The sequence below is a fragment of the Paenibacillus sp. FSL L8-0158 genome, from assembly GCF_038592965.1.
Classification (GTDB): Bacteria; Bacillota; Bacilli; order Paenibacillales; family Paenibacillaceae; genus Paenibacillus; species Paenibacillus polymyxa_D.
Map to the genome: position 1 here is coordinate 1,393,877 of NZ_CP151949.1, position 25,947 is coordinate 1,419,823.

The 25,947-nt window shown below is 44.4% G+C and carries 19 protein-coding genes, 1 pseudogene and 1 riboswitch; of the genes and pseudogenes, 12 read left to right on the forward strand and 8 right to left on the reverse strand.

Annotated features, from left to right (window positions below; all coding sequences use genetic code 11):
- The first annotated feature begins 45 nt into the window (after window positions 1–45).
- The 4 genes from NSQ68_RS06275 (at window position 46) to NSQ68_RS06290 (ending at window position 5,357) form a co-directional block, all read left to right on the forward strand.
- The gene (locus tag NSQ68_RS06275) at window positions 46–276 is read left to right on the forward strand and encodes a restriction endonuclease (protein ID WP_080658594.1); all 231 of its coding nucleotides are present in this window, start codon (window positions 46–48) and stop codon (window positions 274–276) included.
- A 467-nt stretch (window positions 277–743) separates the two neighbouring features.
- A complete protein-coding gene (locus NSQ68_RS06280; RefSeq protein WP_307348523.1) occupies window positions 744–1,871 on the forward strand; it encodes a hypothetical protein in 1,128 nt (375 codons plus the stop codon).
- Window positions 1,872–3,045: 1,174 nt separating this feature from the next.
- On the forward strand, window positions 3,046–3,927 hold the full coding sequence (locus NSQ68_RS06285; protein ID WP_342428314.1) for an AraC family transcriptional regulator: 882 nt from the start codon (window positions 3,046–3,048) through the stop codon (window positions 3,925–3,927).
- 101 nt (window positions 3,928–4,028) lie between these two features.
- On the forward strand, window positions 4,029–5,357 hold the full coding sequence (locus NSQ68_RS06290) for a prolyl oligopeptidase family serine peptidase (RefSeq protein WP_342428315.1): 1,329 nt from the start codon (window positions 4,029–4,031) through the stop codon (window positions 5,355–5,357).
- Window positions 5,358–5,512: 155 nt separating this feature from the next.
- Here the strand turns inward: NSQ68_RS06290 and NSQ68_RS06295 are convergent, their stop codons facing one another.
- Window positions 5,513–6,301 (reverse strand): polysaccharide deacetylase family protein, encoded by a 789-nt coding sequence (locus NSQ68_RS06295; protein ID WP_342428316.1) that lies wholly within the window; start codon window positions 6,299–6,301, stop codon window positions 5,513–5,515.
- Window positions 6,302–6,537: 236 nt separating this feature from the next.
- A pseudogene (locus NSQ68_RS06300) lies at window positions 6,538–6,858 on the reverse strand (hypothetical protein).
- A gap of 192 nt (window positions 6,859–7,050) precedes the next feature.
- Here NSQ68_RS06300 and NSQ68_RS06305 point away from each other — a divergent pair.
- From NSQ68_RS06305 to NSQ68_RS06330, 6 genes are all read left to right on the forward strand, one after another.
- Window positions 7,051–8,016 (forward strand): sugar ABC transporter permease, encoded by a 966-nt coding sequence (locus NSQ68_RS06305; RefSeq protein ID WP_342428317.1) that lies wholly within the window; start codon window positions 7,051–7,053, stop codon window positions 8,014–8,016.
- On the forward strand, window positions 8,013–8,834 hold the full coding sequence (locus NSQ68_RS06310; RefSeq protein WP_342428318.1) for a carbohydrate ABC transporter permease: 822 nt from the start codon (window positions 8,013–8,015) through the stop codon (window positions 8,832–8,834). The genes NSQ68_RS06305 and NSQ68_RS06310 overlap by 4 nt, the downstream gene beginning before the upstream one ends.
- A 124-nt stretch (window positions 8,835–8,958) precedes the next feature.
- Window positions 8,959–10,323, forward strand: a complete 1,365-nt coding sequence (locus NSQ68_RS06315; RefSeq protein ID WP_342428319.1) for an ABC transporter substrate-binding protein — start codon at window positions 8,959–8,961, stop codon at window positions 10,321–10,323.
- 257 nt (window positions 10,324–10,580) lie between these two features.
- The gene (locus NSQ68_RS06320; protein ID WP_025721531.1) at window positions 10,581–11,165 is read left to right on the forward strand and encodes a TetR/AcrR family transcriptional regulator; all 585 of its coding nucleotides are present in this window, start codon (window positions 10,581–10,583) and stop codon (window positions 11,163–11,165) included.
- A gap of 23 nt (window positions 11,166–11,188) precedes the next feature.
- Entirely contained in the window at window positions 11,189–12,553 is a 1,365-nt protein-coding gene (locus NSQ68_RS06325) for an efflux RND transporter periplasmic adaptor subunit (RefSeq protein WP_235307717.1), read from the forward strand.
- A 1-nt stretch (window position 12,554) separates the two neighbouring features.
- Complete coding sequence (locus NSQ68_RS06330) at window positions 12,555–13,778, forward strand: ABC transporter permease (protein ID WP_342428320.1); 1,224 nt, start codon at window positions 12,555–12,557, stop codon at window positions 13,776–13,778.
- A 95-nt stretch (window positions 13,779–13,873) separates the two neighbouring features.
- Here the strand turns inward: NSQ68_RS06330 and NSQ68_RS06335 are convergent, their stop codons facing one another.
- Complete coding sequence (locus NSQ68_RS06335; protein WP_342428321.1) at window positions 13,874–16,471, reverse strand: glycine betaine ABC transporter substrate-binding protein; 2,598 nt, start codon at window positions 16,469–16,471, stop codon at window positions 13,874–13,876.
- The gene (locus NSQ68_RS06340; RefSeq protein ID WP_029516322.1) at window positions 16,446–17,669 is read right to left on the reverse strand and encodes a glycine betaine/L-proline ABC transporter ATP-binding protein; all 1,224 of its coding nucleotides are present in this window, start codon (window positions 17,667–17,669) and stop codon (window positions 16,446–16,448) included. Before NSQ68_RS06340 ends, NSQ68_RS06335 begins: the two co-directional genes overlap by 26 nt.
- 515 nt (window positions 17,670–18,184) lie before the next feature.
- Here NSQ68_RS06340 and NSQ68_RS06345 point away from each other — a divergent pair.
- Complete coding sequence (locus NSQ68_RS06345; RefSeq protein WP_307348545.1) at window positions 18,185–18,748, forward strand: GbsR/MarR family transcriptional regulator; 564 nt, start codon at window positions 18,185–18,187, stop codon at window positions 18,746–18,748.
- A 153-nt stretch (window positions 18,749–18,901) separates the two neighbouring features.
- Window positions 18,902–20,383 carry a carboxylesterase/lipase family protein gene (locus tag NSQ68_RS06350; protein WP_342429085.1) on the forward strand — a complete coding sequence of 494 codons (1,482 nt, stop codon included), beginning with the start codon at window positions 18,902–18,904 and terminating at the stop codon, window positions 20,381–20,383.
- A 204-nt stretch (window positions 20,384–20,587) separates the two neighbouring features.
- Here the strand turns inward: NSQ68_RS06350 and NSQ68_RS06355 are convergent, their stop codons facing one another.
- The 4 genes from NSQ68_RS06355 to NSQ68_RS06370 all read right to left on the reverse strand — a co-directional run bounded on the left by NSQ68_RS06355 (window position 20,588) and on the right by NSQ68_RS06370 (window position 25,863).
- Entirely contained in the window at window positions 20,588–22,618 is a 2,031-nt protein-coding gene (locus NSQ68_RS06355; protein WP_342428322.1) for a methyl-accepting chemotaxis protein, read from the reverse strand.
- A gap of 240 nt (window positions 22,619–22,858) precedes the next feature.
- On the reverse strand, window positions 22,859–23,806 hold the full coding sequence (locus tag NSQ68_RS06360; protein ID WP_307348551.1) for a DMT family transporter: 948 nt from the start codon (window positions 23,804–23,806) through the stop codon (window positions 22,859–22,861).
- 178 nt (window positions 23,807–23,984) lie between these two features.
- A riboswitch (FMN riboswitch) is annotated at window positions 23,985–24,129 on the reverse strand.
- 122 nt (window positions 24,130–24,251) lie between these two features.
- Window positions 24,252–24,947, reverse strand: a complete 696-nt coding sequence (locus NSQ68_RS06365; protein WP_342428323.1) for an ABC transporter permease — start codon at window positions 24,945–24,947, stop codon at window positions 24,252–24,254.
- On the reverse strand, window positions 24,940–25,863 hold the full coding sequence (locus NSQ68_RS06370) for an ABC transporter ATP-binding protein (protein ID WP_165144895.1): 924 nt from the start codon (window positions 25,861–25,863) through the stop codon (window positions 24,940–24,942). Before NSQ68_RS06370 ends, NSQ68_RS06365 begins: the two co-directional genes overlap by 8 nt.
- Window positions 25,864–25,947 lie beyond the last annotated feature (84 nt).

The following is a 25,947-nucleotide window of genomic DNA, read 5'->3' on the forward strand; positions in this document are numbered from 1 at the left end:
ACTATACGCCAAGGACATGGTGTATTTTTCTATAAATTGAACGGTATGATCGTCTATAGGTTGAGTACTAAATTCCATATTGTTCAGGAAGTGCGGAGCGCCCGCGCACATTATAGAGCAAATGGTGCATGGGTTGTCACCAATAGCAACTTTACATCACAGGCCTATGAGTTGGCTAAATCCAATAGTGTCAGGCTAATCAGCCGGAATGAATTTGGTAGAGATGCTAGTACAAACGAAAGAAAAATGTTGTCCTCTAAGAAGACAAGTGCTTAATTCAATAACGATGCTGCCTATTGTAGAATTATTACCTTATAAAGAAAATGATTTTGAATATTATTGAAGTGATCCCACGCGAAATTGAGGAATGATTCAACTGTTGAATGAAAGGGGGAATGATCCTTAGCGAATTGGCTCGAGTGCTATTATTTATAACAGAATCTGAATTATTGCCTTAGTAACATACTGAAGAAATTTTACTAATAAGAGTCTAATAGAAAATGTAGGTTGTAACGAGAAAGATCAGCACTGATCTTTTTGTTTCGTTTGCTGTAGGGAGAAACTCTTTGTTGTAAAAGATCCTTATAGGTGATCCTCACAAATAACCGTGGGTAGTAGTACATAAGGTTTGTTGATTGTTTTCTTAGTTGAATTAGAATCGATTTGCTGCAATTCATGTTCCCATTGACTTATATACTCTAGAATAGAAATAAATCTTTTACTTTGAAGGGAGACCGAAACATATGAGGGGTTTGTACTATCATCCTAATCGGATCAAATATAATGGTTCACCAGTGTTAATAGACTCAGGAAAACACGATGCCATATCATTGTTTGTAAAGTTAATAGAACAAATGGCACCAGATGTACTGGAACAATTAGAACATGGCGTTTATGAAAGCTATACACAAGCTTTTCAATGGTATGCAAGTCAAAAGGAACTGACTCCCAATGAAGAGCCGTCAAATTGGAAACTAATAAAAGCAGCCCGCACAGATTACTTTCCTGAATATATGAAATTAAAAGAGAGTCTATACGGCTGGGCTACTAAGTACCACTTAACAGGAGATGGAGACTTGTACCTAAATTTGGCTCTATGGGGGATTGCTAACTATTATGATGACCGGAAAGAGGAATCAAGAAAAGAAAGACAGCTGAATATAAAAAAGCACGCTGAAGATCTTGAAGTCGGTCCGGAGGCTCTTCGCGCAATGTCAATTTACAAATGCTCTTGGCCGTATGAGGAACAGTTATCATTATCAGAGTATCTCTACTTTGAGGACGAACACGACGATATTGAATTAAGTAGAAGTGTCGGTAAACAAGAAAAAATATATCATTCATTTTTTTCGAGATATTTCCCTTTCGTGTTTTCCCCAGAAGATATATTCTGTTTGTCTGGAAACGATAAACCAAATATCCATGCTTTTGAAATGCTTAGAATGTTTGACGAAAGTAAGAGCAATATTATTGAAGCTAAAATCATGGATTCGTCTAAAACTAACTCACTTACACAACCATGGGAGGGCGGGAAGGGTTGGGATCCGCGGAAAGAAACCTGGAAAGAGTTCGAGAGACTCATAGACACATATTATGAACAATATAAAAATCTATATCGTGAACGAACAGAGCAATTCCTTCAAGAACGAGGATATGTAAAAGATAAAGAGAAGAGAAATTTAGAACATTTTAAATGGCTCGTAGATTATCAAATTAAAGGATGGACTCTAAAAGAAATTGCTGATCACTATAGTAAGGTTAGATCTGAGATAATCAACGAGGATACTATTTTCCATGGAATTAAAAATACAGCCAACTTGGTTCTTGTTTATCTAAGATCCTCAAAAAACAAACAAGGCACTTGGATTTAACAATTTCAATGATGGCTGGCATTACCACCTAGTAATACAAAGAGGAATAATATATGAAAAAGAAATGATTCTTTGTATCAGCCTTATCTATTAGTTGTTGGGAGCTGTTGTGCTGTTGTCGTGCCGAGTGCGATCTTTGCAAGTGTAACTGATTCTGCCAATATATCCGCTACTGCGACCCAAGATGTTGGTACAACAAATAACTTCTCAAAAATCCAGAAACGTTTTTAATGACACATCCAACAAACAAGATCCAGTAACAAACTGAAGATCGTAAGAGGCGGAAAGGAGGAAGCAAAAGCGAATTATCAAAAATTCAAGAAACAAGGCCTAATCGATGGTCTTAGCTGGTTGACTGGAGATAAAGCAGAATAGTCAAAATGGAACCATATGTATTAAGGTTAATTTATCACACTTCCAAAAACTTCAAAGTAGTAGAACCTGCCCTGGGATTTTCTGGGGCTCTTTTTGGTTGTCCTTCCTTACAAAAGCTGCCTCCTTTAAATTTGGACCTTTGCATTTTTTCATGTTTAGGATACCCGGTATCATTTTTTACAATAAGATCAGAGAATGGATCTGGTCGATACTATGAGCTAAAGAAGAACCTATGAAGTATGTGTTTATGGAAAACATCCATTTTTGTTACATAACAAAATCAATTTAGAACATAATATGCTTGCACAAAAATAATCCTTAGAGGTGATTTAATGAACAATTCAGAAAAACAATTTCAGATAAAATCCTATTCTAGCACAGAATCTCAGAGGGTATTAGAATATTGGACGCTAGAAAGAATAACATGAATGAATATAGGCAAATGAAATTTTCTGAACAGGGAACAAACCATGTTATAAAATAAGAGTTAAGTTCAGAAACGTTTATCGGCGAGAATCAATCAAGTTTTTTCACTTCATTACGCTCTAAAATGAAAGCGTTGACATGTATTTCAACCCACTATATACTTAGCTTAATTAAATGAATAGCACTAGGATTGTTACTGTTACGCAGGCAAAACCTAAGGAACAAAATGTTAAGATCTAAGGATCTTATGTATTTTGTTATACTTAGGTTTTTTTGTTTATAGAGAGAGGAAGGTTAAATACAAGTGGTTTCGGCACTCTGCTGAAGCCATTTTCTTCTATTAATGAAGTCACATCTGAGAGGAGCGATAAACTTGGAATACAAATATGAGCTGGTCCAGGCAGACAATCATTTTCCGTTAAAAATTATAGTTCATTCCTCCAATGAACCAGCGTACATACCTGGGCATTGGCACGATAGCATCGAAATATCCTATGTGCTTTCAGGAAGAATTGACCATATCTATATTGATGGTGCGAGTTATAGCTCCAAAGAAGGAGATATTGTGCTCATTAATTCGAATGCTATTCATTCCTTTTCTGTGGCTAAGGGAAAAGGAAGAGAGGCCATAACCGTTCTGATTCCTTCTGAATTTATTCGAGAAAATGTTAACGGCAGTAAACCCATTTCATTTGACTGTATATCTATTTTTGAAACTAACGAGCAGCGATTACAGCATTTTGCGGAGCTGCGTGATTTGCTAAACACCTTATTTGCGGCTTATCTCAACCGGCATAATGACCCTTTAACGTATATCCATTTAACGTCATTATCGTATAAACTGGTGTATCTGTTATTAATGCATTTTAAAATGGATAATGAATCTATCCGTGGTTTTAACTCCGATAAATATTTGGAGCGGTTGACGTTGATAACCGATTATATCAAAGAGAATTACGATCAAAGCTTATCCTTGGATTCCATAGCTCAGGTTTTTGGGTTTTCTCCGGAATATTTGTCCCGTTTTTTTGTGAAGCATGTAGGGATGACTCTATTTCAATATATCAATGCCATCCGCCTGGAGAGATCTTATCGTGTTCTCATGAATACGGATCATTCCATCATACAAATTGCGCTGGAGCATGGATTTCCGAACGAGAAGTCTTTTGCCAGGGTATTTAAAAAGGTTTATCAGGCAACACCGCATCAATATCGAAAAGAAAACAAGGGGTATTCTGGAGCAAGGAGTCAGTAATTGACCTGAATTAGGCTAATAAAAGACAGGATGCAAATTAAAAAGATTATTAAAATAAATAATGTAAGCGTTTCATTAATGGATCTGGGAGGTAAGACATCATGTTTAAACGGTTTCAAAAGGTTGCTAAGACAACTATGTTACTCACTTTAGCTATCGGTACGACTCTTGTTTTCAGCTCCGGTGCATGGGCCAAGGATGTAAAGATACAGCCCACCTCATACCGGACGGTTGCGGAAGTTAAGGATTGGGGAGCAGCCATTACGAAGATCATTGTTAACCTGGGTAAGCCAATACCTAAAGATGCGATAACAAAGGATACATTTAAGGTGCATGTGGAAAGAAGCGACAACCGATTGGTAAATCCCTTTATTGAGAATGGCAACCGGAAAGTCATCAAGGCTTATGTATCGGACAAAAGTGGCAACCCTGTAAATAAAACCGGAAGCTATGTCGTATTAGAAATGGAAATCGGCCCGGCCCTAACACTAAGCTCAGCTATTCATTATGATGCGGCAGGTTCCGGGTTTAATGCATGGAATGATAACAAATACACGATCACGCAGCAAAAAGCTATTAAAACCAAATCCGGAACGATTTCCGGCTTGAAGATTGATACTTCCGCAGGACAGATACGGAAGTTGGTTGATCAATTTGCGAGCGGTAAATCTACTTTTGATGGAGTTACTTTAACCTACGCAGACTATGCACCGGCAAAAGACAAAGTGAAAAACCCTTTGGTGATCTGGCTGCATGGTATGGGTGAGGGAGGTACCGATCCAACGATTCCGATTGCCGGAAATAAAGCAGCAAATTTTGCCTCTAAGGATATTCAATCCTATTTTGGCGGGGCTTATGTGTTGGCACCTCAGACCCCAACCTACTGGATGGATGGCTTTACAAGCTTTGGGGACGGAACTTCCAAGTACGAGCAAGCATTGATGTCCTTAATTAAGGATTACGTGGCCAAAAACAAAGACATTGATACAGATCGAATCTACATTGGTGGAGACTCCAACGGTGGTTACATGACTATGCTGATGATCCGTGACTATAAAGATTATTTTGCAGCAGCTGTGGTCGCATGTGAAGCCTTGAAGGATAGTCTTATAACCGACGAACAGATTAATGAAATGAAGGACCTGCCGATCTGGTTTGTGGCTGCCAAAACCGACACCGTGGTTCCGCCCAACGATTATACGGTTCCGACCTACAACCGTTTAGTGAATGCCGGAGCGAAGGATGTCCATATGTCGTTATTTGATAACGTAGTAGATACCTCTGGTTTGTACAAAAAGAGCGACCAAACACCGTATGAATACAACGGCCATTGGTCTTGGATTTACGTATATAACAACGAAGTATCGAAGGTGATTAACGGAAAGAAAACAACGATGATGCAATGGCTGGCCTCCAAAACATTGGACTAAAGTATAGCAATGATCGTATTAATTGCCGCGTAAATCGCGGCTTTTTATATTTTGGGGGATGAGATTATTTCAAAACCAAATGCCAAGAATCTCATACTGCAACGCTATATAAAACTCCGTCAAAAAAAATAATTGACGGAGTTTAATTCTTCCTTTCACTTATTCACTTCAATCAGCCCATCCGGTTTTTCCCGATTAGAGAGTAATTCAGATACCGTAACGAAGGTATAACCTCTCTTCTTGAGCTCGGGTAGAATAATTTTCAAGGCTTCAACGGTTTGCGTACTTTGATGTACATAATCGTGCATGAGGACAATGTCGCCGTTACGGGCGTTGCGAAGGACCTTATTAGCGATACGATGTACACCGGGTTTTCGCCAATCTAAGGTGTCCTGATGCCAGGACCATAAAATAATTTTCAGCCCTTTCTCCTTGGAGAGCTTGACCAGCGAATCGGTATAGGAGCCGCCGGGCGGCCTAAAAAGATGGGTCCCCGCACCAGTTGCCTGTACGATGCTCGCCTGAGCTTGATCCAATTCGGACAGAGCTTTGTTGCGAGAAATATACTGAAAGGATGAGTGAAGGAAGGTATGGTTGCCAACTTCATGCCCTTCTTCTCGTTCCCGCTTGACAAGGTGAGGCAGCTTTTCTACACGGCTGCCGACGACAAAAAAGGTCGCTTTAGCATCGTATTCTTTAAGCAAATCCAAAATGGCAGGCGTATTGCTTCCATCCGGTCCGTCGTCGAATGTGAGGGCAATCAACTTGCGATGGGTAGGAACTTCCCATACAATGTCGCCGCGTTCTTCATAATAGGCTCTTCCCTTTGTAGGAGTAGGGGAGGCGTATGATGGGGCTTGTGCATTGGTAGATGGAGTGGGACAAGAGCTGAGACACAGTAAAGAAACAGCGATTCCAGCGCACAGCAAATGGTTATATTTCATAAGGCTTCTTCTCCGTTCTAACGTATTCTCACATTAGCTTGCCAAGAAGAAGCGTATACCATTCCCCGTTTCTAAGATTCATCATTTCAAACCAATCAAAATTAGATCTAATGGCTTCTTCAATATGGAAAACAAATAACTAAAACCTCCAACTTCGTAATGTGCCAATGGCAGGCTCCTTACGGAATTGGAGTTTTTTTTGTCTTTTTAACTAGACAGATTGTATGGATCGAACGCTAGCTCAACAGGGTTATAACCAATAAATTATATAATACCAGCGGCAGAATGACATTGTTGTAGGCATAGGAGCGATCAGGGGTGGTGGTGCCTGAAAAGGGTGAGTGAACTTGCTGAGGGACTCTCAGATACAAATGATCCGCATCGATGTGCACAATCGTTCCTTCATATACTTGATGATCCATCGTTTGTACCCTGACCGTGTGATTCATGTAGGGGCTTAATTGATAATGCAAATGATCGCGGATCTTTTTGAGTTCGGCCTGTAATTCCGGTCTAGCTTGATATAAAGTTTACGGACTGACGGTGTTGTACGGCATTCGCCTCTAACCTCCATACCATGTAATGGTGCATCGTATGCAGGAGTTTATGTCCTTGTGCTTATACCTATAGAGAGTTGCTTTTACAAAAAGAAAAAACATTAACATTTTACTCCAGCCCACTTGACGTTCCCTTTACATCGAAACGATACACTTACTGAGGTTGGTTTGAAAAGAAAGGGGCGCTCCGTTTTGGGTGAGCTTAACAAATCTATGGGACTGGGGACGAGGAGTCAGCAACAGACTTCGTCTAAAGCCCGCATACGCACGGGTTCGCTAAAAATTCAAAGATTGCGCGAAAACGCGCTGGCGTATACCTTTTTGGCTCCATCGCTTATTTTGTTTGCTGTATTTATGTTTTACCCGATGATCAAGTCCGTTTATCTCAGCTTGCATTCTACAGATCCCGCAGGAAACGTTGCAGCTTATGTGGGGTTAGATAATTTTACTACACTTTTCAGCTCGGGACTGTTTCTGCAAGGGATTAAGGTGACACTCCTGTTTGCACTGTTAACCGTACCAGTAGGTATTTTATTGGCGCTGGTACTGGCTGCACTTACACACAGTAAATTGCGGGGAATGCGTATCTTCCAGTTTGCCTTTTCGCTGCCGATGGTGTTGTCAGTCGGTTCATCTGCGGTCATTTGGAAATTTCTCTTTCATCCGACACTGGGGATGTTCAACTATGTGCTTTCCCTGCTACATATCAATCCGGTTCCATGGCTGACCAGCCCAGATTGGGCGCTGTTCTCAGTAGCCATAATGACCATCTGGATGAATCTTGGCTTCAATTACATTATCTTATCGAGCGGACTTCAGGGGATTCCAGATGACATGTATGAAAGTGCCAAAATGGACGGAGCTGGCCCGCTCGTCACGTTCTGGCGTATCTCCATGCCACTGTTATCACCGACGATCTTTTTTGTGACCGTAGTTTCCATCATTGGAGCCTTCCAGTCCTTTGCTCAAATTAATATTTTGACCAAAGGCGGTCCAGTGAACAGTACGAATGTATTTGTGTATTCCATCTATCAGGAAGCTTTCGTTAATTTCCGGTTCGGAACGGGAAGCGCGCAGGCGATTGTCTTGTTTGCTGTCATTCTGCTGCTCACGATGATTCAGTTCAAATGGGTGGAAAGAAAGGTGCATTACCAATGAAACGACATCTGAATTCAACATTGCTGTATGTGCTGCTTACGATTGCAGCTGCTCTCATTTTGTATCCGGTTATATATACGTTTTTTATGGCAGTCATGTCGCCGGAGGAAGCAAGCGCTTATCCACCAAGCTTTTTTCCTCATTCTTTTCATTTGGCGAATTTCACAGAAGTGTTTGAAATTGTTCCGATTGCAGCCTTTATTGGCAACACCTTTCTCATTTCAGGTCTGACGATGATTGGACAGCTGATTACAGCCAGCTTGGCGGCCTACGCCTTTGCCAAAATGGAATTCAAGGGAAAAAACTTTATTTTCAGCATGTTTGTAGCGACGATGATGATCCCTTGGGAAGTGACCATTATTCCAAACTACCTAACGGTACGAAGCTGGAATTGGCTTGATACATATCAAGGCTTGACGGTTCCTTTTCTGGCGACGGCATTCGGGACATTCCTGTTAAGGCAATTTTTTCTCCAGCTTCCCAAGGAACTGTTTGAGGCGGCTCGTATGGATGGGTGCGGACATGTCCGTTACTTTCTGTTCCATGTGCTTCCGTTATCGCGTCCGGCGCTCGGAACACTGGCAGTGTATTCGTTCCTGAACATGTACAATTCGTATCTCTGGCCTTTACTGATCACCAATAGCGAGAATATGCGTACGGTACAGATTGGAATATCTATGCTCGAATTTCAGGAATCGACTTCATGGAATCTGGTATTTGCGGGTACGGCTCTTGTCATTTTACCGTCTCTGCTCTTGCTGATCTTTGGACTAAAACAGTTGGTTCGTGGAATGGCAGCGGGTGCACTTAAAGGCTGATCACATATGTCAAAAGAAAGCAACACCTGCGCAAGCAGCCCATATACAGAGCTTCAACACACAAGAATATCGCAAGAGAATGCCAATTCAAGAATCATTTAATCAAAGGGAGAGAAGAGAGATTATGAGATTTTTTCGTCTGAAAAGTGCATTGACCCTGCTTATTCTGACTGCCATGGTGGTTGCAGCAGGTTGTAGCAATAATACTGCTGCAGAGAAGCCGGGTAATGGTAGTGATGGGGCAGCAGCGGCTTCCCCAGTGAAGCTGACTTGGTGGCATTCGATGTCCGGTAACGGTGAAAAAGCAATCAAGCAGATCGCTGCTGACTTTAACGCCAGTCATAAGGACATTCAGGTAGAGCCAGTATATCAAGGCAAATATGATGATAGCTTGAACAAGTTGAAAGCGTCGCTTGGTTCCAATAGCGGCCCGGACATCATTCAGGTATACGAAATCGGTAGTAAATTCATGATCGACTCCAAAATGATCACACCTGTACAACAATTTATTGATGCAGACAAGTTCGATCTGTCGCAGCTAGAGCCGAATATTACACGATATTACACGATTGATGGTAAATTGAACGCGATGCCGTTCAATACGTCAAACCCGATTTTATATTACAACAAGGATGCATTCAAAGCCGCAGGACTTGATCCAGCTAATCCCCCGAAAACGTATGATGAGTTCGAAAAGGCTGCCAAAGCTTTGAGCAAGGATGGTAAATCCGGTGCTTCCATTGCCATCTACGGCTGGTTTATGGAGCAACTGTTTGCCAATCAGAACGCGGATTATGTGAATAATGGCAATGGTCGTGACCAAGCGGCAACGGAATCCATGCTGAATTCGGATGCCGGTGTAAAAACGCTGACATGGTGGAAGAAAATGATCGATGAAAAGGTTGTATCCAATCTGGGACGTAACTCGGACGATACGGCAAAGGCTTTTTCCGCAGGACAAATTGCGATGACGCTGGATTCCACCGCTTCGCTGCGTAATATTGTGGAGCAGGTTGGCGATAAATTTGAAGTAGGCACAGGATTCCTGCCAAGAGCCAATGAAGCTAAAGAAGGCGGCGTGGTTGTAGGCGGCGCGAGTTTGTACATTATGAACAACAAGCCTGAAGCCCAACAGAAGGCAGCGTGGGAGTTCATTAAATTCGTCGCTTCCCCAGCTGTACAGGCACAATGGAGTGTAAATACCGGGTACTTCCCGATCACGAAAGCAGCCTATGACGAGAAGGTACTCAAAGACAATATGGTAAAATATCCGCAATTCCAGACGGCGGTTGACCAATTGCACGCATCGGCACAATCCACCGCTACACAGGGCGCAGTGATGGGCGTATTCCCAGAAGCGCGCCAAATCGTCGAAGGTGCAATCGAGGCCGTTCTGAGTGGCCAGCAACAGCCAAAACAGGCATTGGATCAAGCTGCACAAGAAATAACAGGCAAAATTGCGCAATACAATCAAACGGTGAAAAAATAGTCGGCCTTCCCTTAAAATCGGTTGATAATCTGTAGAATGGCCCCCTTATCATCCGATTTTATGACATAGCGGATCGAATGAGTGACCCCCTCACTTATTCGATCCGTTTTTGCATTTTTATTTTTTTAGAATAAGCGTTTAGACGAAATGTCTAAAATGAATTATTTTCATTTTTCCTATTGCTGGGTAACTAAAGATGGGCTTATAATAAATACATAATTTTTGTACTGGACGGTCAGTTCAAAAAAGGAGGAAGCATGAAACAGCAAACGAAGGAAATTATTTTTAACGGCGCACTTAAAGCTTTTTCCGAACGAGGATTTAACGAAACAAACATGGAAGAAATTGCTAAGGTTTGTGGCATAGCCAAAGGAACCCTGTACTACAATTTTAAAAACAAGCAAGAATTGTACATTTACATTTTGAAGATGGGGATGGAGCGATTTGTGCAGGATATCCATGAAGCGATGGCTCAGGTTCCTATGGATCAGGTAGAATTGAGGGTTCGCAAGCTGATCCAAGTACATATTGAGTTCATTGGGAGAGAGCCGGATTTTTGCCGTTTACTGGTTAGCAAGGGATGGGTCTCACAGGAACAGCATTTTAATATTAGGCAGGTGTTGGCAGACTATTTTGATTTTATGGAGGCGGAGATCGATTCCGGTAAGTTATATGGGAAAATTTCAAGTAAGCTGGATGCCAAAACAACAGCCAATTGCTTATTTGGGATTTACATTTTCGCTCCGATGCGGTCCATGGTTTGGGGCGAAACGATGAATCTGCAAGAGGTTCGAGAAAGTATTGAAGTATTTGTGTGTAATGCATTGGGCATGCAACATTAATAGACAGATGGAGTGATGAAAACATGAAAGCTAAAAAATATACGATTTACGTCGTACTTATTATTTTAATCGCGGTAGGAATTTATGCCTTGACTGCTTTCCCACGGGGTGGGAGCAGCTTGTCTGCGGATCAGTCTTCTTCCATACCTACGGCTTATGTGGAGTCGGATACCCTCAATGCCAGCTTTAAAATGGCAGGACGGATTGATCAGATGCTCGTCAAAGAAGGCGATCAGGTTAAAAAGGGGCAGGTGTTAGCCCATCTGGAAAGTCGCGAGTTGGAAGATAAGGTGAAGCAGGCACAGGCGGCGTTGCTGGCAGCTAAGAGTAATGTATCCAAAGCAAAAGCCAGTGTGTTGCAGGCTCAAGCAGGCGTAGGCCAGGCACAGGCTACTGTAAGCGCCGCTCAGGCCAAGAAGAGCCAAGGTACGACATCGGTCAGTGTGACCGCTGAGGCATCCTCCAGCCAGATCGAACAGGCCAAAGCGGCTGCGAACGCCGCCAAGGCAAAACTGGATGCGCTCAAGAGCGGGGCAAGACCGCAGGAGCTTGAGCAATTGCAAGTATCTGTGAAGATAGCCAAGGAAACGCTGGATCTGACCGTTAAAAATCTAGAGCGTGCCAAAAAGCTTCAAGAAGCCGGAGCAGCAACCCAGGCATCTTTGGATCAAGCGACATTGGAACATCAACAGGCAGTGGCCAAGTATAATGCAGAGTCGCAAAAATTGGATATGGCACGGGAGGGAAGCCGCAAGGAGGAAATTACGGCGGCTGAAGCTCAATACCGTCAAGCCTTGGCTGCGGTGAAGGAAGCACAGGCAGGAGCGGGCAAAGTTGCTGTGCAACAGGAAGATGTCAAAGCTGCTCAGGCTTCGGTAGAACAAGCGCAATCCGCCGTGAAGGCGGCGCAATCCACAGTTGAGCAGGCTCAATCTGCGGTTGCAGGAGCCAATGCTCAGGTAGCCCAAGCGGAAGCCGCGCTTCAAGAGGCTCAGACCTATTTGAGCTACACGACGCTATATGCGGCCGAAGATGGAATCGTAAAATCCAAGTCGCTTAGCTTAGGTGAAATGGCTAGCGCAGGATTCCCGGTCTATACTATTGAAACTTCGACACAACGTTGGGCTAAATTCTATGTACCTGAAACGTCTCTGAATGGCCTTCAAGCAGGGGATACTGTCCAAATTAAATTGCTGTCTGGCGGTAAGGAGCTGAAGGGTAAAGTCATTCTGTTAGAATCGGCTGCTGACTTTGCCATTCAAAAACCGAGCCAAAGCTCCGGTGACAAGGATGTCCGTTCCTTCGGTGTTAAAGTAGCATTGCCAGACCTTGCTGCATCGGTTCCAACAGGCTCCACGGTTCTGTTTACAGGCAAAGGGGCGCAGTAATATGCAGGATTCACAGGAAAGACTTCGTATCCGCGATGTGTTTCGCGAGGAATGGCTGAGCATCTTCCGGGACCGCCGCTTTATGGCTATTCTGCTGATTACGCCGATTGTGTATACGATACTATTTGGCTTCCTGTATTCACATCAGCGGATTACCGAGATGCCTGTCACCGTGTACGATGGAGATAATTCGCAGCTCAGTCGCCAGATCATTCAGGCGTTCGATTCGACCGACTCATTTGCCGTTACACGGCAAGCAAACAATCAGGATGATGTAGTCCGTCAAGTAGAGACAGGAGAAGCTAAGGTCGGAATCGTCATTCCCGACAACTTTACCACTCGGCTTAAGCATGGGGAGAATCCACCTGTGCTCACGCTGATTGACGGCAGTAATATGATGTATTCCAATAGCGCCAGTCGGATTGCGAATCAGGTCATTAGCAGCGTGAGCGCTGGAGTATCGGTCAATTCCATGAAGCAAAAGGGAATGAACGCCGATCAGGCTGCCTCAACGCTGACTACCATCCCGTTCCGGTCCAGGGTACTATTTAACCCGGTATATGATTATAAGCTTTTCATGCCGCTGGGGGTTATTTCTGCGGCTCTCCAGCAGTGTCTGTTGCTTGGGATTGCGTTGTCCTGCACACGTGATAAGGAAGCAGGGACTTGGGGAAGATTTGGTGCATGGAGAAATACCCCTTGGCGTTTGGCTATTGCCAAACTGGCACCGTATTATGCGGCGGGAGCTTTCAATGTGCTGACTGTATTCAGTATCAGCGCTCTATACTTTGATATTCCGTTTAGGGGACAGGTAATGCCATTGATTTTAGTGTCGCTGGTCTTTAACTTTGCCTTGTGCGGATTAGGCTTCCTGTTCAGTCTCTTTTCCAAAACCAGAGTAGATGCGACCCAAACCCTGATGCTGATTGCTGTTCCTTCCTTTATGCTGTCAGGCTATACGTGGCCATTAGAGGCTATGCCCGGCTTCTTGCGGGGGCTTGCTGAGATATTGCCACTGACGTATTATCTGGATGCTGTACGGAACATCACGCTCAAAGGACTGGATATCACATACATCTTCAAAGATATGATTGCTCTAGGCGTCATTGGTTGTGTGAGTCTGCTGGTGTCTTTTGCGATCTATCCGTTATTCTTTAGACAGCACCAGACGACGGAGCAGCATGCCGATGTGCCCGCTCAAGAAGGATTCACGCTAAAAGGCTGAGAGTAACTCTAAATATGGATATCATAAAAAGGCAGATCAGGAGTAAACCCTGATCTGCCTTTTGCTTATTCGTATGGTTTAAAAGCGGAAATATATTATTGCGGCTGCTTAAGATCCTCGATAGAATCAATCGGCACATAGGATGGAACGACAAGCCCGGACATAACGCCAGTCATGCTGGTTCCGATGTCATCCACCTTATCCTTGTATTGAGCCCAATAATCAGCATGCGTCAATGGAAGCCAAGCGGCTGCGGTAGCATCTACACTTCCGCCAGCCACGCCAGTCCACATCGGGCCGATTTCCACTTGCAGAGCTGTTACTTTATAGCCCAATTTTTGTTCCAATACATATTTCAATACGTTCGTACTGGCAATTTCAGAATCCCAAGCAGCGTAGCTTAGCTTCAAAGGATCGCCGTTGACCGGCTGCAGACCCTTGATCCATTCCTGAACCTTGTCAGGATGTTTATCAGCCCAATTCTTGGCAGCTTGCTGTGGGGCAGTACCGTCCTGAATCGCGATCATCACTTCACCCATATCTTCAGCAGTCCACTTAAATCGGCTTAGAAATTCATAAGCCACAGGTGCATCTTGCTTCAAGCCTTTGCGGGCGATCGTATGAATTTCTTCCTTATCACCGTACGCCTTTTTAGGATCTTTCAAGTATTTCAAATCATATTTGTTAAACATCCAGTGAGGAGTCCAACCTGTTACGACGATAGGTTGCTTGGCTTTGATAGCTTTATCCAGTGTAGCGGTCATAGCAGCTCCAGAGCTTTCAAGCAGCTTCCAGTCGGATAAGCTATAGTCATTAATAGCTTTAGCGGTCAGCTTCATTATTCCGGCGCCAGGGTCAGCACCGACAATGCGGTAGCCGACCTCTTTGCCAAAGTCTCCAGTTGTGGCGGAAGCCGGAGCTGCTTCAGCTCCGTTATCCTGCAAATCAGTAATCGATTTTACATCCATGTAAGCTGGAACGACCAGTCCGGTTTTAACACCGCTCATATTAGCCCCCAGATCGTCGAGCTTATCCTTGTATTTAGCCCAGTAATCCGCATGGGTTAACGGCAGCCATGCAGCAGGTGAAGCATCTACATCACCACTAGCGACACCCGTCCACATAGGACCTGCTTCCACTTGCAGTGCGGTTACTTTGTAACCCAGTTTGTTCTCCAAAATATAACTTAGCAAATTCGTACTGGCAATTTCAGAATCCCAAGCTACATAGCTTAGCTTGAAGGTGTCACCATTGACAGGTTGCAGTCCTTGGGTCCATTCCTGAACTTTGTCGGCATGTTTCTCCGCCCAATCCTTAGCAGCTTGCTCAGGACTGGTCCCAGCTTGAATGGCGACCATCATTTCACCCATATCTTCTGGTGTCCATTTAAAACGTTTCAGAAACTCATAAGCGATAGGAGCGTCCTGTTGCAATCCTTTACGGGCAATCGTATGAATACCCTCGGCTTCACCATAAGATTTCTTAGGGTCTTCCAAATATTTGAGATCATACTTGTTGAACATCCAATGAGGAGTCCAACCTGTAATAATGATCGGTTTTTTCGCTTTAATGGCTTTGTCCAGTGTGGCTGTCATGGCTGCACCGGAACCTTCAACGAGCTTCCAATCAGACAAATTGTAGTCTTGAATTGCTTTTGCAGTTGATTTCATAATGCCTGCCCCGGCATCAATACCGATAATTTTGTAACCGACTTCTTCGCCAACCGGGTTGGCAGCAGCGTTACCTTTACCAGATGCGGAATGATCCGTACCCACAAAATATTGGGATGCACCAGCGATCAAAATGACAGCTGTAACTGCAGAAGTAATCCATACTTTTTGCTTGCTGGATACGCGACTTTTGCCTTTTTGCGTAGGTTTAAACAGGTTTTGCGTAAAACGGTCAAGCACAATAGCCAGAACGACAACAGCTAGACCGGCTTCAAAACCTTTACCGATTTGCAACTGTGTCACAGCACGGTACACAACGGCACCGATGCCTTCTGCACCGATCATGGAAGCAATGACAACCATGGACAGTGACAGCATAATGGTCTGGTTAATACCAGCCATTAAGGTAGGCAATGCAAGTGGAAGCTGAACTTTGAACAGCTTTTGCGCAGATGTTGAACCGAAAGCATCTGAGGCTTCGATCAGCTCACCTGATACTTGCATAATCCCCAAGTTGGTCATGCGAATGGTTGGGGGGATAGCAAAGATAACAGATGCGATAACACCCGGCACAACACCCAGGCTAAAAAAAGTAACTGCTGGGAGCAAGTACACGAACGCAGGCATCGTCTGCATAAAATCAAGTAAAGGCGTGATAATGCGGGATGCGGATTTACTGTATGCACACCAGATCCCGATGGGAATCCCGATAACAATGGATACGAGCGCAGACGTGATGACCAGTCCGAGCGTATTCATTGTTTCACTCCAATAACCAAGATTATCAATCAGCAGGAAGCCGATGACAGTAAACAGCGTAAGCTGAACCCGCCCAATCATAAAGGCGATAATCCCGATGATTACGATGAACACCAGAGGGTGCGGAAGCATGAACAGGCCTGAGAAAAAGCCTACTACCGCTTCTATAATGGAAGAAATAACATTAAACAATCCAGCCAGATGAATACCCATCCAGTCTACAATGGATTGAATCCACTCAGCGATTGGCAGTTTCGGTATCATGGGCATTCACCTCCTTCGTAGTGGTAACATCTCCACCAAGTGCGCCGAGCAATGCTCCACGGACGATAACGCCCAGCAGCTTTTGCTTGTCATCGACCACAGCCAGCGGCACCTTGGACGAGCTTGTAATTTCAAATAAATCATTAATGACTGTCTCGGCAGCAACCTGCGGTCCGTCCGTGATCAAAATATCTTCAATTTTCAAATTATTGCGTAGTGCATGAACAGCATCCTCGGCGTTAATAACACCCAGTAGCTTTTTGGTGCGGTCAATGACGAACAAATTGGAAATCCCACGCTCCCGCATCAATTCCAGAGCCACACGCGGACCACGATCCATGGTGATGGTTTCTGGACGAAGCATGACATGAGCAGCCGTCAATACCTTGGACAGATCCACATCCTCGACGAAGCGGGCTACATAAGAGTTAGCCGGTTGGATCATAATTTCTTCCGGTGTACCGATTTGTACGACCGCACCGTCTCGCATCAATGCAATCCGGTCACCAATCCGCAGCGCTTCATCCAGATCATGGGTGATAAACACAATGGTTTTCTTCATTTTATCTTGAAGCTCCAACAGCTCATCCTGCATGTCACGGCGAATGAGAGGGTCCAATGCACTGAAAGCTTCATCCATCAGAAGCACTTCAGGGTCATTAGCCAGCGCCCGTGCCAGACCGACACGCTGCTGCATACCGCCACTTAATTCATCGGGCATTTTATCGCCCCAGTTTTTAAGACCAACCAGTTCCAGCGCTTGTTGCGCCTTTTCCTGACGCTGTGCTTTTTCTACCTTTTGAATTTCAAGACCATATTCTACATTTTCTAGTACAGTCCGATGTGGGAACAGGGCGAATTTTTGAAAAACCATGCTGATGGTTTTACGACGAACTTCGCGAAGTTGTTCTTTGTTCATCTTACGGAGATCTTTGCCGTGGACCAGAATTTCACCGGAGGTAGGCTCAATCAAGCGATTTAGCATTCGCACCAAAGTGGACTTGCCACTGCCCGATAGCCCCATAATTACGAAAATTTCACCTTGCTTAATTTCCATGTTGGCCTTATTGACACCAACAGTAATCTGTTTTTCTTTGGCCAACTTTTCCTTGCCCCAGCCTTGCTCCAGGAGCGGAACACCTTGCTCTGCGTGAGGACCAAAGAGTTTGCTGACATTTTTGACTTCCAAAATCGTCATACATACACCTCTTCTTTCTATACTTTGCTTGGTATTAACCCCATGTTGCATTAAGGATTGAGTATAAAAATCATAATTCTGAACATCCTGAACGGTTAATGACAAAATTAATTGTAACAGAAGCATTGCTTACATTTCAAACAAAAAAACTGTTCATAAAGTACGTACAGAAAAAACTGTACAAAGTTTCCTTCAATATGCTCCTTCGTTCTATAGAATGCTCAAACATTCGGAACTTTACAACCGATAGTGCTTTTTTTAAAATAGACAATGAAATATAACCATAAGAAAAAGATTTATGTATATCCATAATTTTAAAAGTTTACTATCATTAGCAATTTTGCGAATTATGATTTTGAACGACCCATGCCGTTGTAATATAGACAGAAGCTTTGCTTTTGAAACATTTCATTTATTGTTGAAAGATTTCATATATTGCGTCAAAGCTAATCTTTTACGGGTAAATCGTTCATACTAGGTTGTGCAAAATGCTCTAAAATTAGGAGGTTGCAAGCATGAGCTTGTACCAGTTAGGTGATGAGCAGCAGGCTTCGCTGCAAAAAATTCGCAAACGTGTCATAGAAGCTATAGGTAAAAACATGGACCTGTATGGGATCACTTTGTCTGCGGGGCATTTATACGGTTTGCTTTTTTTTGCGGATAAACCGATGACGCTGGACGAGATGGGCCGTGAAATGGAAATGAGCAAAACGAGCATGAGTACAGGCGTTCGAACATTATTGGATCTGAAAATGGTAAATAAGGTATGGAGCAAGGGCTCACGCAAGGATTTGTATGAAGTTGAATATGACTGGCATCAAACATTCACTGATTTCTTCGCTATTAAATGGAGAAAAGCGGTTGAAACAAATTTACTGGTGCTGCGCAAAGCTATTGATGAGCTGGACAAATTGATGAATCAGGGTGAAGAGTACGAGGAATTTAAGGCAATTCTTCAGCAAGACCGTTTGAAAATGAAGCAGGCCATCGCTTATTACAAGTGGCTAGACCGACTAATTGACTCTATGGAAAGCGAAGAAATTTACAAGCTGATTCCAAAAGAAGAAGTTCGGGATTAATCGCTATTTCCCTATCTTGTTTATAAAAATGCCGGAGCGCAAAAGTGCTTCCGGTATTTTTTGGTTTGGCCGTGTGCAAAGGGTATAATAGAGATATGTAAAGATTGATATTATACCGTTGTGTTGAACATACCAAATAAAGGGGGCTTCATGATGGAGAGTATTACAGTACATACTCGTCTAGGTCAATTACGTGGGGAATCGAGAAATGGATATCATGTATGGAAAGGTATTCCATATGCGCAGCCTCCTGTTGGAAAACTACGTTTTCACGCGCCCCAGCCTTTGGAGTCTTGGGAGGGTGTGCGGGCTGCGACGAGTTTTGGGCCAATCTGTCCGCAACCTATGCCATCCGCTGAAAGTATGACTGGAAATCTGGTGGAACCGCCTAAGCAGTCAGAGGATTGCTTATACCTGAACATTTGGACACCTGCTTCTAAGGCTCCTGAGAAGGGACGCCCAGTGATGGTGTGGATTCATGGCGGTGCCTTTGTCACGGGGTCCGGGATTATACCTTTATATGACGGGGAACGCATGGCGAAGAATGGCGATGTTGTGGTTGTTACAATCAATTATCGATTGGGGCCGTTAGGGTTTTTGCATCTGACTCCAAAGGGAGATGGACTGACCTCTAATGCGGGACTACTGGATCAGATCGCTGCGCTGGAATGGGTTAGGGATCACATCTCTGCCTTTGGCGGTAACCCGGACGAAGTGACGGTGTTCGGTGAATCTGCAGGGGCGATGAGTATTGCCGCTTTATTGGCGATGCCAACAGCTGAGGGACTGTTCCGGCGTGCGATTTTACAGAGCGGTGCGTCGCAGGTATTGCCAACTGCACAGGCCGAGCAAGTGACGGCTGTGTATCTGCAGCAGCTGGGTGTGGACACTCAGCATCCAGAACGGTTGTTTACGTTGCCGACAGATGCGCTGATGCTAGCTATGGAGAAGACGTATGAAGTCATCGGACCAGGGATGGCGATGATCTATCAACCCGTTGTCGACGGTGTGACCCTGCCAGATGTACCGCTGTCTGCAATCGCGCAAGGTTCAGCAAAACAGGTATCCGTTTTGATTGGAACGAACTTGCATGAGGGGGCCTATTTCATCCGAAAAGAATCCCATCTGATGAACAAGTCAACAGCGAGTCAGGCTTTGGAAATGATGACGGGTATGTCGGACTTCGGCGACCTGATAGAACCATTTCCGGTTACAATTGAGGGTCAGGCCCAAATGTTGACTGATCTATTTTTTTGGCGTCCTGCGTTGGCTCTTGCTGTTGCTCAGTCGGCGCATACGCCTGTATGGATGTATCGATTTGATTGGACATTGTCGGGGCACCCTACATTTGGACAAGCGGTTCACGGTGCAGAAATTGCGTTTGTTTTCGATAATCTGGAGCAGCTAGATAAGCTTGGATTAGAGATTCAACCGTCGATGCAGAAGCTGGCACAAGATATGCAGCAGGCATGGGTTGCTTTTGCACGTGATGGGAAGCCTATGCTACCCGAGAGTGTTTGGCCGATGTACGACAGGGAAGAGCGGACTACAGCTATTTTCCATCAGGATATTAAAATGGAGCACGACCCCGAAGGAGACAGACGCCGTCAGTTAACCGGTCAGATGACCATATAAGTAAACAAGAGAGAGCATCCCAAGAACTCAAATGTAAAAAGCCTTCGCCCGTAATTTGTATACGGACGAAGGCTTTTGTTAGTCAGGATTTTGCAAAATTCGATTCCAGTCGCTTATTGGATTTCTGCAAAAACCTCTAGTAATTAGATGTACTGCTGCTCATTCTTACTTGCATGAAATCACAACGTTGCAATGTGTAGTGAGTTAAATCTTGAATCGCTTAACCAGCTGTTGCAAATCCTGCGCCATGTTGGACAACTCCTGTGACGAAGAGGCGATTTCCTCCATGGCCGCCATTTGTTCCTGAGCAGCAGCAGATGTTGTCTGCGAGCTGTCCGCCGAATTGCGAGACAGGCTTGCCAAATGGGTAACGGTGGCGGAGACTTCCTCTGTACTGGCTGAGATTTGTTCAGCAGCAGCGGACACACTTTGAATTTGTTCCACGATATGAGAAGTAGAGCGCTCAATATTCGTAAATGCACCTTCTGCATCTTGGCTAATACGCATGCCTTCACCTACCTGGTTACGAACATTACCGTTCATGGTAGCGGTAGAGCGTTGAATCAAATCGAGCATCTGAGTAATAATCTGACTGATGGAATCCGCGCTTTCCTTGGATTGCTCAGACAGCTTGCGTACCTCTATAGCGACTACGGCAAATCCACGCCCGGCTTCGCCAGCTCTGGAAGCTTCAATAGACGCGTTCAGAGACAACAAATTGGTTTGCTTGGCAATGGCGGCAATAGCCGTATTCATTTGCTTCGCATCGTCCGAGAGCTGGGATAGCTCATCCATTAGGCTAGCCGTTTGGCTGACAGCCTCCAGAATACGGTCCATTTGTGTCCGTACACTACTGATCATTTGACTGCCTTGAGCCACATCATGCTCGGTTTGTCCTGCTGAATCCACGATGGAGCTTGCCGATTCGGCAATGGTGCTGACACCCTTCGCCATTTCTTCAACGGCATTAGCGGTCTGCTCGGATGCCTCGGCGCTGGTGGCTGCATTTTCCGCGGATTCCATAACCGTTTCCGCTACGTGTTGTACGGACTCCGTCGTTTGCTCTGTGCTTTCCTTGATTATCAGGGAAGAGGAAGCAAGTCGGGAGGAGGTTTGGTTGACCTCTGAAACCATCGTATGCAAGGAATGCGTCATCTGGTCAAAATTCTGTGCCAGTTCGCCGAACTCATCCTTGCTGGATAGATTAACACGTTCGGTCAGATTTCCGTCACGGACGATGCGTGTTCCTGCTTGTAGCTTGCGCAGCGGAATTAAGAACGAGCGAACCATAAGCACAATGATGATCGCAGCGGCAAGTATGGAAATAACAATCACAATCAGACTTTGCTTCAGAATTGGTTGGGCTGCATCACTATAATCCTCCAGATCCGACAGTGCGACAATGCTCCAACCGGTGAGAGGGTCCTTAAGTGTAAAGGCCAGCATATCTCGATTCATAAATTGAATTTGCGACATGGAAGGAGTATCATTTTCGACGGTTGTCGCCACTTCGGGAAGTCCTTCTATGGCGTCAGCCGCTTTTTTGCCTGTATTTTTAAAGGCTGTTCCAGTCCCAGATACAACTTTATGTTCAGAATCAACAATAATGAGTCCTCCGCGTTCACCAATCTTAACAGACTGCAGACTTTCACTCATCTTGTCCAGATTCAAAGCCAATGCAACAGCGCCTTCACCGTCCTCCAGCGTTCCCGATATATTAACGACTAAATTCCCTGTCGTGACGCTGGCAACTGGAACACCGACGAATACTTTACCCTTTTCCAGCATCGCGTTTTTGTACCATTTTCTCTCCCTGGGATCATAATCGGACTCCTGTTTTTTCGGCGAACGTATGTATTGCCCCTTCTCATTGCCGAGAAGCGCTGCATCTAGCTCGGGGTGAGCCTTGACGATAACATCTAACTTTTTCTGAAGGGCTTCTTGGTTGGTACCGATGGAATCAGAATTGATTTCAGTGGTAAGCACGTCCAGATCTTTCATAATGGGCGCTACATACTGATTGACATTGCTTCGGATCAAATACAGATTCGTGTATACGGAACCGCCCATTTGCTGACTGAGTTGTGTCGTAGCCCCCTGATAGGAAAAGTACCCGATAAGTACGCTTGGAATCAATAACACAGCCAAAAAAGATATTATTAATCTTGTCCTCATTAAATAAAACTGCTTGAGAAACCTGTTCCACCACGGAACTGCTTGTTTTGTTTTAGTCATAGTTCTTGCTCCTCTGTGTCTGATGATCACTACATTGTTTTATTCGACATAAACCGACGAATTTTATAGATGTAATCTTTGGGAAACGAGGAATAGTAGCAAATTTTAGACACTTTTTTTGAAAAACGGGTCTAAAGAACTATGTTTTATATGAATACGAATACATAAAAAGCCAAATCGGAGATGCAAAAGCATCTTCACGATTTGGCTTGGATGAGTCATGAAAGGGACATTAAACTGTTAATTTTTTTGCTGACGTGAAATCATAAAGAGCGTAATCCAGATGAGCATAAAACCAGTTAATTGCGCTACAGTAACGATTTGCTGAAATGCGATCCAATTAATCACGACACCCACCATGGGAAAGCTCAATTCTGCCATCGTAGCATAAGACGCTTTGGTCGTACTTAAGCCTTTGTAATATAGCAATAAGCTAAGAAGACCCGGAAGCAATGCCTGCAATAGCAGATTGATAATCACAGCTGCGCCCGCCCATGTACCGGCAGGCATATTCCATGGCGCATGCTCTACAGAGGTGAGGACAATCAGCAGAGGGAGCGCCACCATGAAGCGGAGAGAGGTTACCGTTTCATATTTCATTGAACGAAGCAAGTAGCTTCCCATGACTGTCGAACCGCCCCACAGAACTGCTGCACCGAGTGCAAGCAGACTACCGACCTGGACAAAATCACGAACATGCCCGAAGGGGAGCGACCAACCGAAGGTCAGAAGATACGTCCCGAACAGAGCGACGACAATTAATAATCCAAAATGACGCGGCAACATTTCCTTCAAAATAATACGGGCTAGAACAATAGCGACCAGTGGTTGAAGCTTCTGGAGCAAGAGTACAGCATTCAAATCACCATTGCTGAGTGCCATGGTAAAAATCACGCTGGCCAGAGCCGAGCCGCCCCACGAGACGAACAAAATAGCGAAAACTTGACGAAGCCGTACCGCTTTGAGTTCCTCACGATGCTTCCACAACATCGGTGTCAGAGCGAGGAAGAGCAGCACATGCTCCATTAGTACAATTTGTGTTGAAGTAAATGATTTTAGCAAAATAATACGAAACAGCGGATCAGCGCCCCACAAGGCGGCTCCAATTGCGACCAACCAAAAACCGCTTTTCATGTGGGAGCTATGATCAAAACCTTTGGATGTTAGTACAGTAGAAGATTGACTCATACTCAATTAGCTCCTTGCGAATACAGGACCGGTGGCACAAAAACCCCCGTCCATGGCGAAAGGCCATGCAAGACGGGGGTTGATCAAATAAACTTGCCGCTTTATGCAAGTTAAATGAAGTTACTGCAACTGTAAAACCCATAACGCAGTATTCATCCACTTCGCGGCATGTTGATATTTCGATCTTCTTCCATCCGGACTTTACCGTCGGCTTTGGCATCTCACCAAATCAGTCCGTATCCTGTTGCCAGATACAGAGTCGCGGGCTTAGCTCCATGAGCCATACCGCCGGTTGGGAATCACACCCTACCCCGAAGATCCTTATTCCGTTTTTTAATTTCTCCTATAGGATATACCTGTTTTAGAATGAAGTCCAGTGAAAAATGTGTGTATATCTAATAATGATTTTCATCTATTTTTCGAAAGCGTTTTACTAAGTTACATACTATGAAGTAATATCCTTATACTCAATGCGTCGAATCGCCGCATAAGCCACAAGCATTCCCAGTATAGAGAAGCCTATTTGCACGGGGGCTATGGAGCTAAGTGTAGCGCCGTTATTATTAGAGAAAAGCAATGCTACAATCAGGATTGAGGTCACAATGGTGGTGGGTACAGAGTATCTTCGCATCCCCATATACAGCGGAACCAGTCCCATAAAGCTGGCAGCAACGGCATTGATCAGCGTCCGTGCTGATTGTTGACCCAGTATCGAAAGAGTAAGGTTATCGGGTACAATCAAGACAAAATGGTTGAGCAGATGAATAGCAGCCGTAATGATTATTTCCGAAATAATAATAGACAAGAAGGTAAACAGCAGCACAACCAAGAGCTTGGCGATCATCAGCTTTTGACGGTGAATCGGATACATGAACAGGATCGTAATCGATTTGGACTTAAATTCCCCTACGATAAAGCGGCACAGGAGAACGGAGGCAAACACAATAAATGTGGCTCTGACCAGCATGTCCATGAGATCGAGAAGCTGAGTGTACTGTGTAAATTCGGGTATTCCTGTACTTTGGCTGTCCAGCGCGATGATACAGAGCAGCCCAAGAATGCATGCATTGGCGATCAATGCTGAACGGATATAACCCGCCAGATGAAATTTTTTCAGCTCCAGTTGCATCAACTTAAGCATGGAGATCACCTCCGTTTAACAGCCGCAAAAAGTAATCTTCCAACGTGCTGCTTTTCTGATGAATGGAATCCACTTCTATATCATTTAAAATGAGCGTCTTCGTAATTTGTTTCTGCGGTACATTTGAATCGTAAATACGTATACTCTGTTCATTGAGCACCCTTATATTATTCAGATTCAGATGATGGGAGAGGACGTAGGCTGCCTTTTTACAATCGTTGGTCGTAAATTCAATGTATTCCGTATTGGTTTCCCGCACCTGCTCCATCGACACTTCCTCAATCAGCCTTCCGTGATTAATCACGCCTACCGTATCCGCAATCTGCTCTATTTCCGCTAAAATATGACTGGACACGAGCAGAGTCATCCCATATTCCTTGCATAGCATGTGGAATAATTGGCGGATTTCCTTGATCCCCACGGGGTCCAGACCATTAATCGGTTCATCCAAAATGAGTAGCTCTGGCTTAGTCGCAATAGCGCGGGCAATCCCGAGACGCTGTTTCATTCCCAGTGAAAAGTCTTTTACCGACTTGTCACCCGCATTCTGCAAGTTCACTAATTCTAGGGCATCCCGGACAGCCTGCTTATTATAGTAGCCCATGTATTCACAATGAAGTTCGAGATTTTGCTGCGCCGTCAGCCTGTCATAAAAAATCGGGTATTCAATAATCGAACCCATCCGTCCGAGCAGATGATACGATTTTGGCGTTAGTTTTTCACCGAATAATTCAATTTCACCCGATGTCGGCTTGAGTAAATTCGTAATCATTTTCATTATCGTTGTCTTGCCTGCTCCGTTGGGGCCGAGAAAGCCATAGGTTTCTCCCTTGCGCACATTCATGCTGACTCCTGCTACAATTTCGTTGCCCTTCAGGGCTTTGGTCAACTGATGTGTACGTATTACGTAAGTCATGGGTGTTCTCCCTTCGTATACTGCTGATAATTCAAGGATAAAGGGCGAAATGTTCATTTTTCTTTCGTGATTCTTACAAATTTA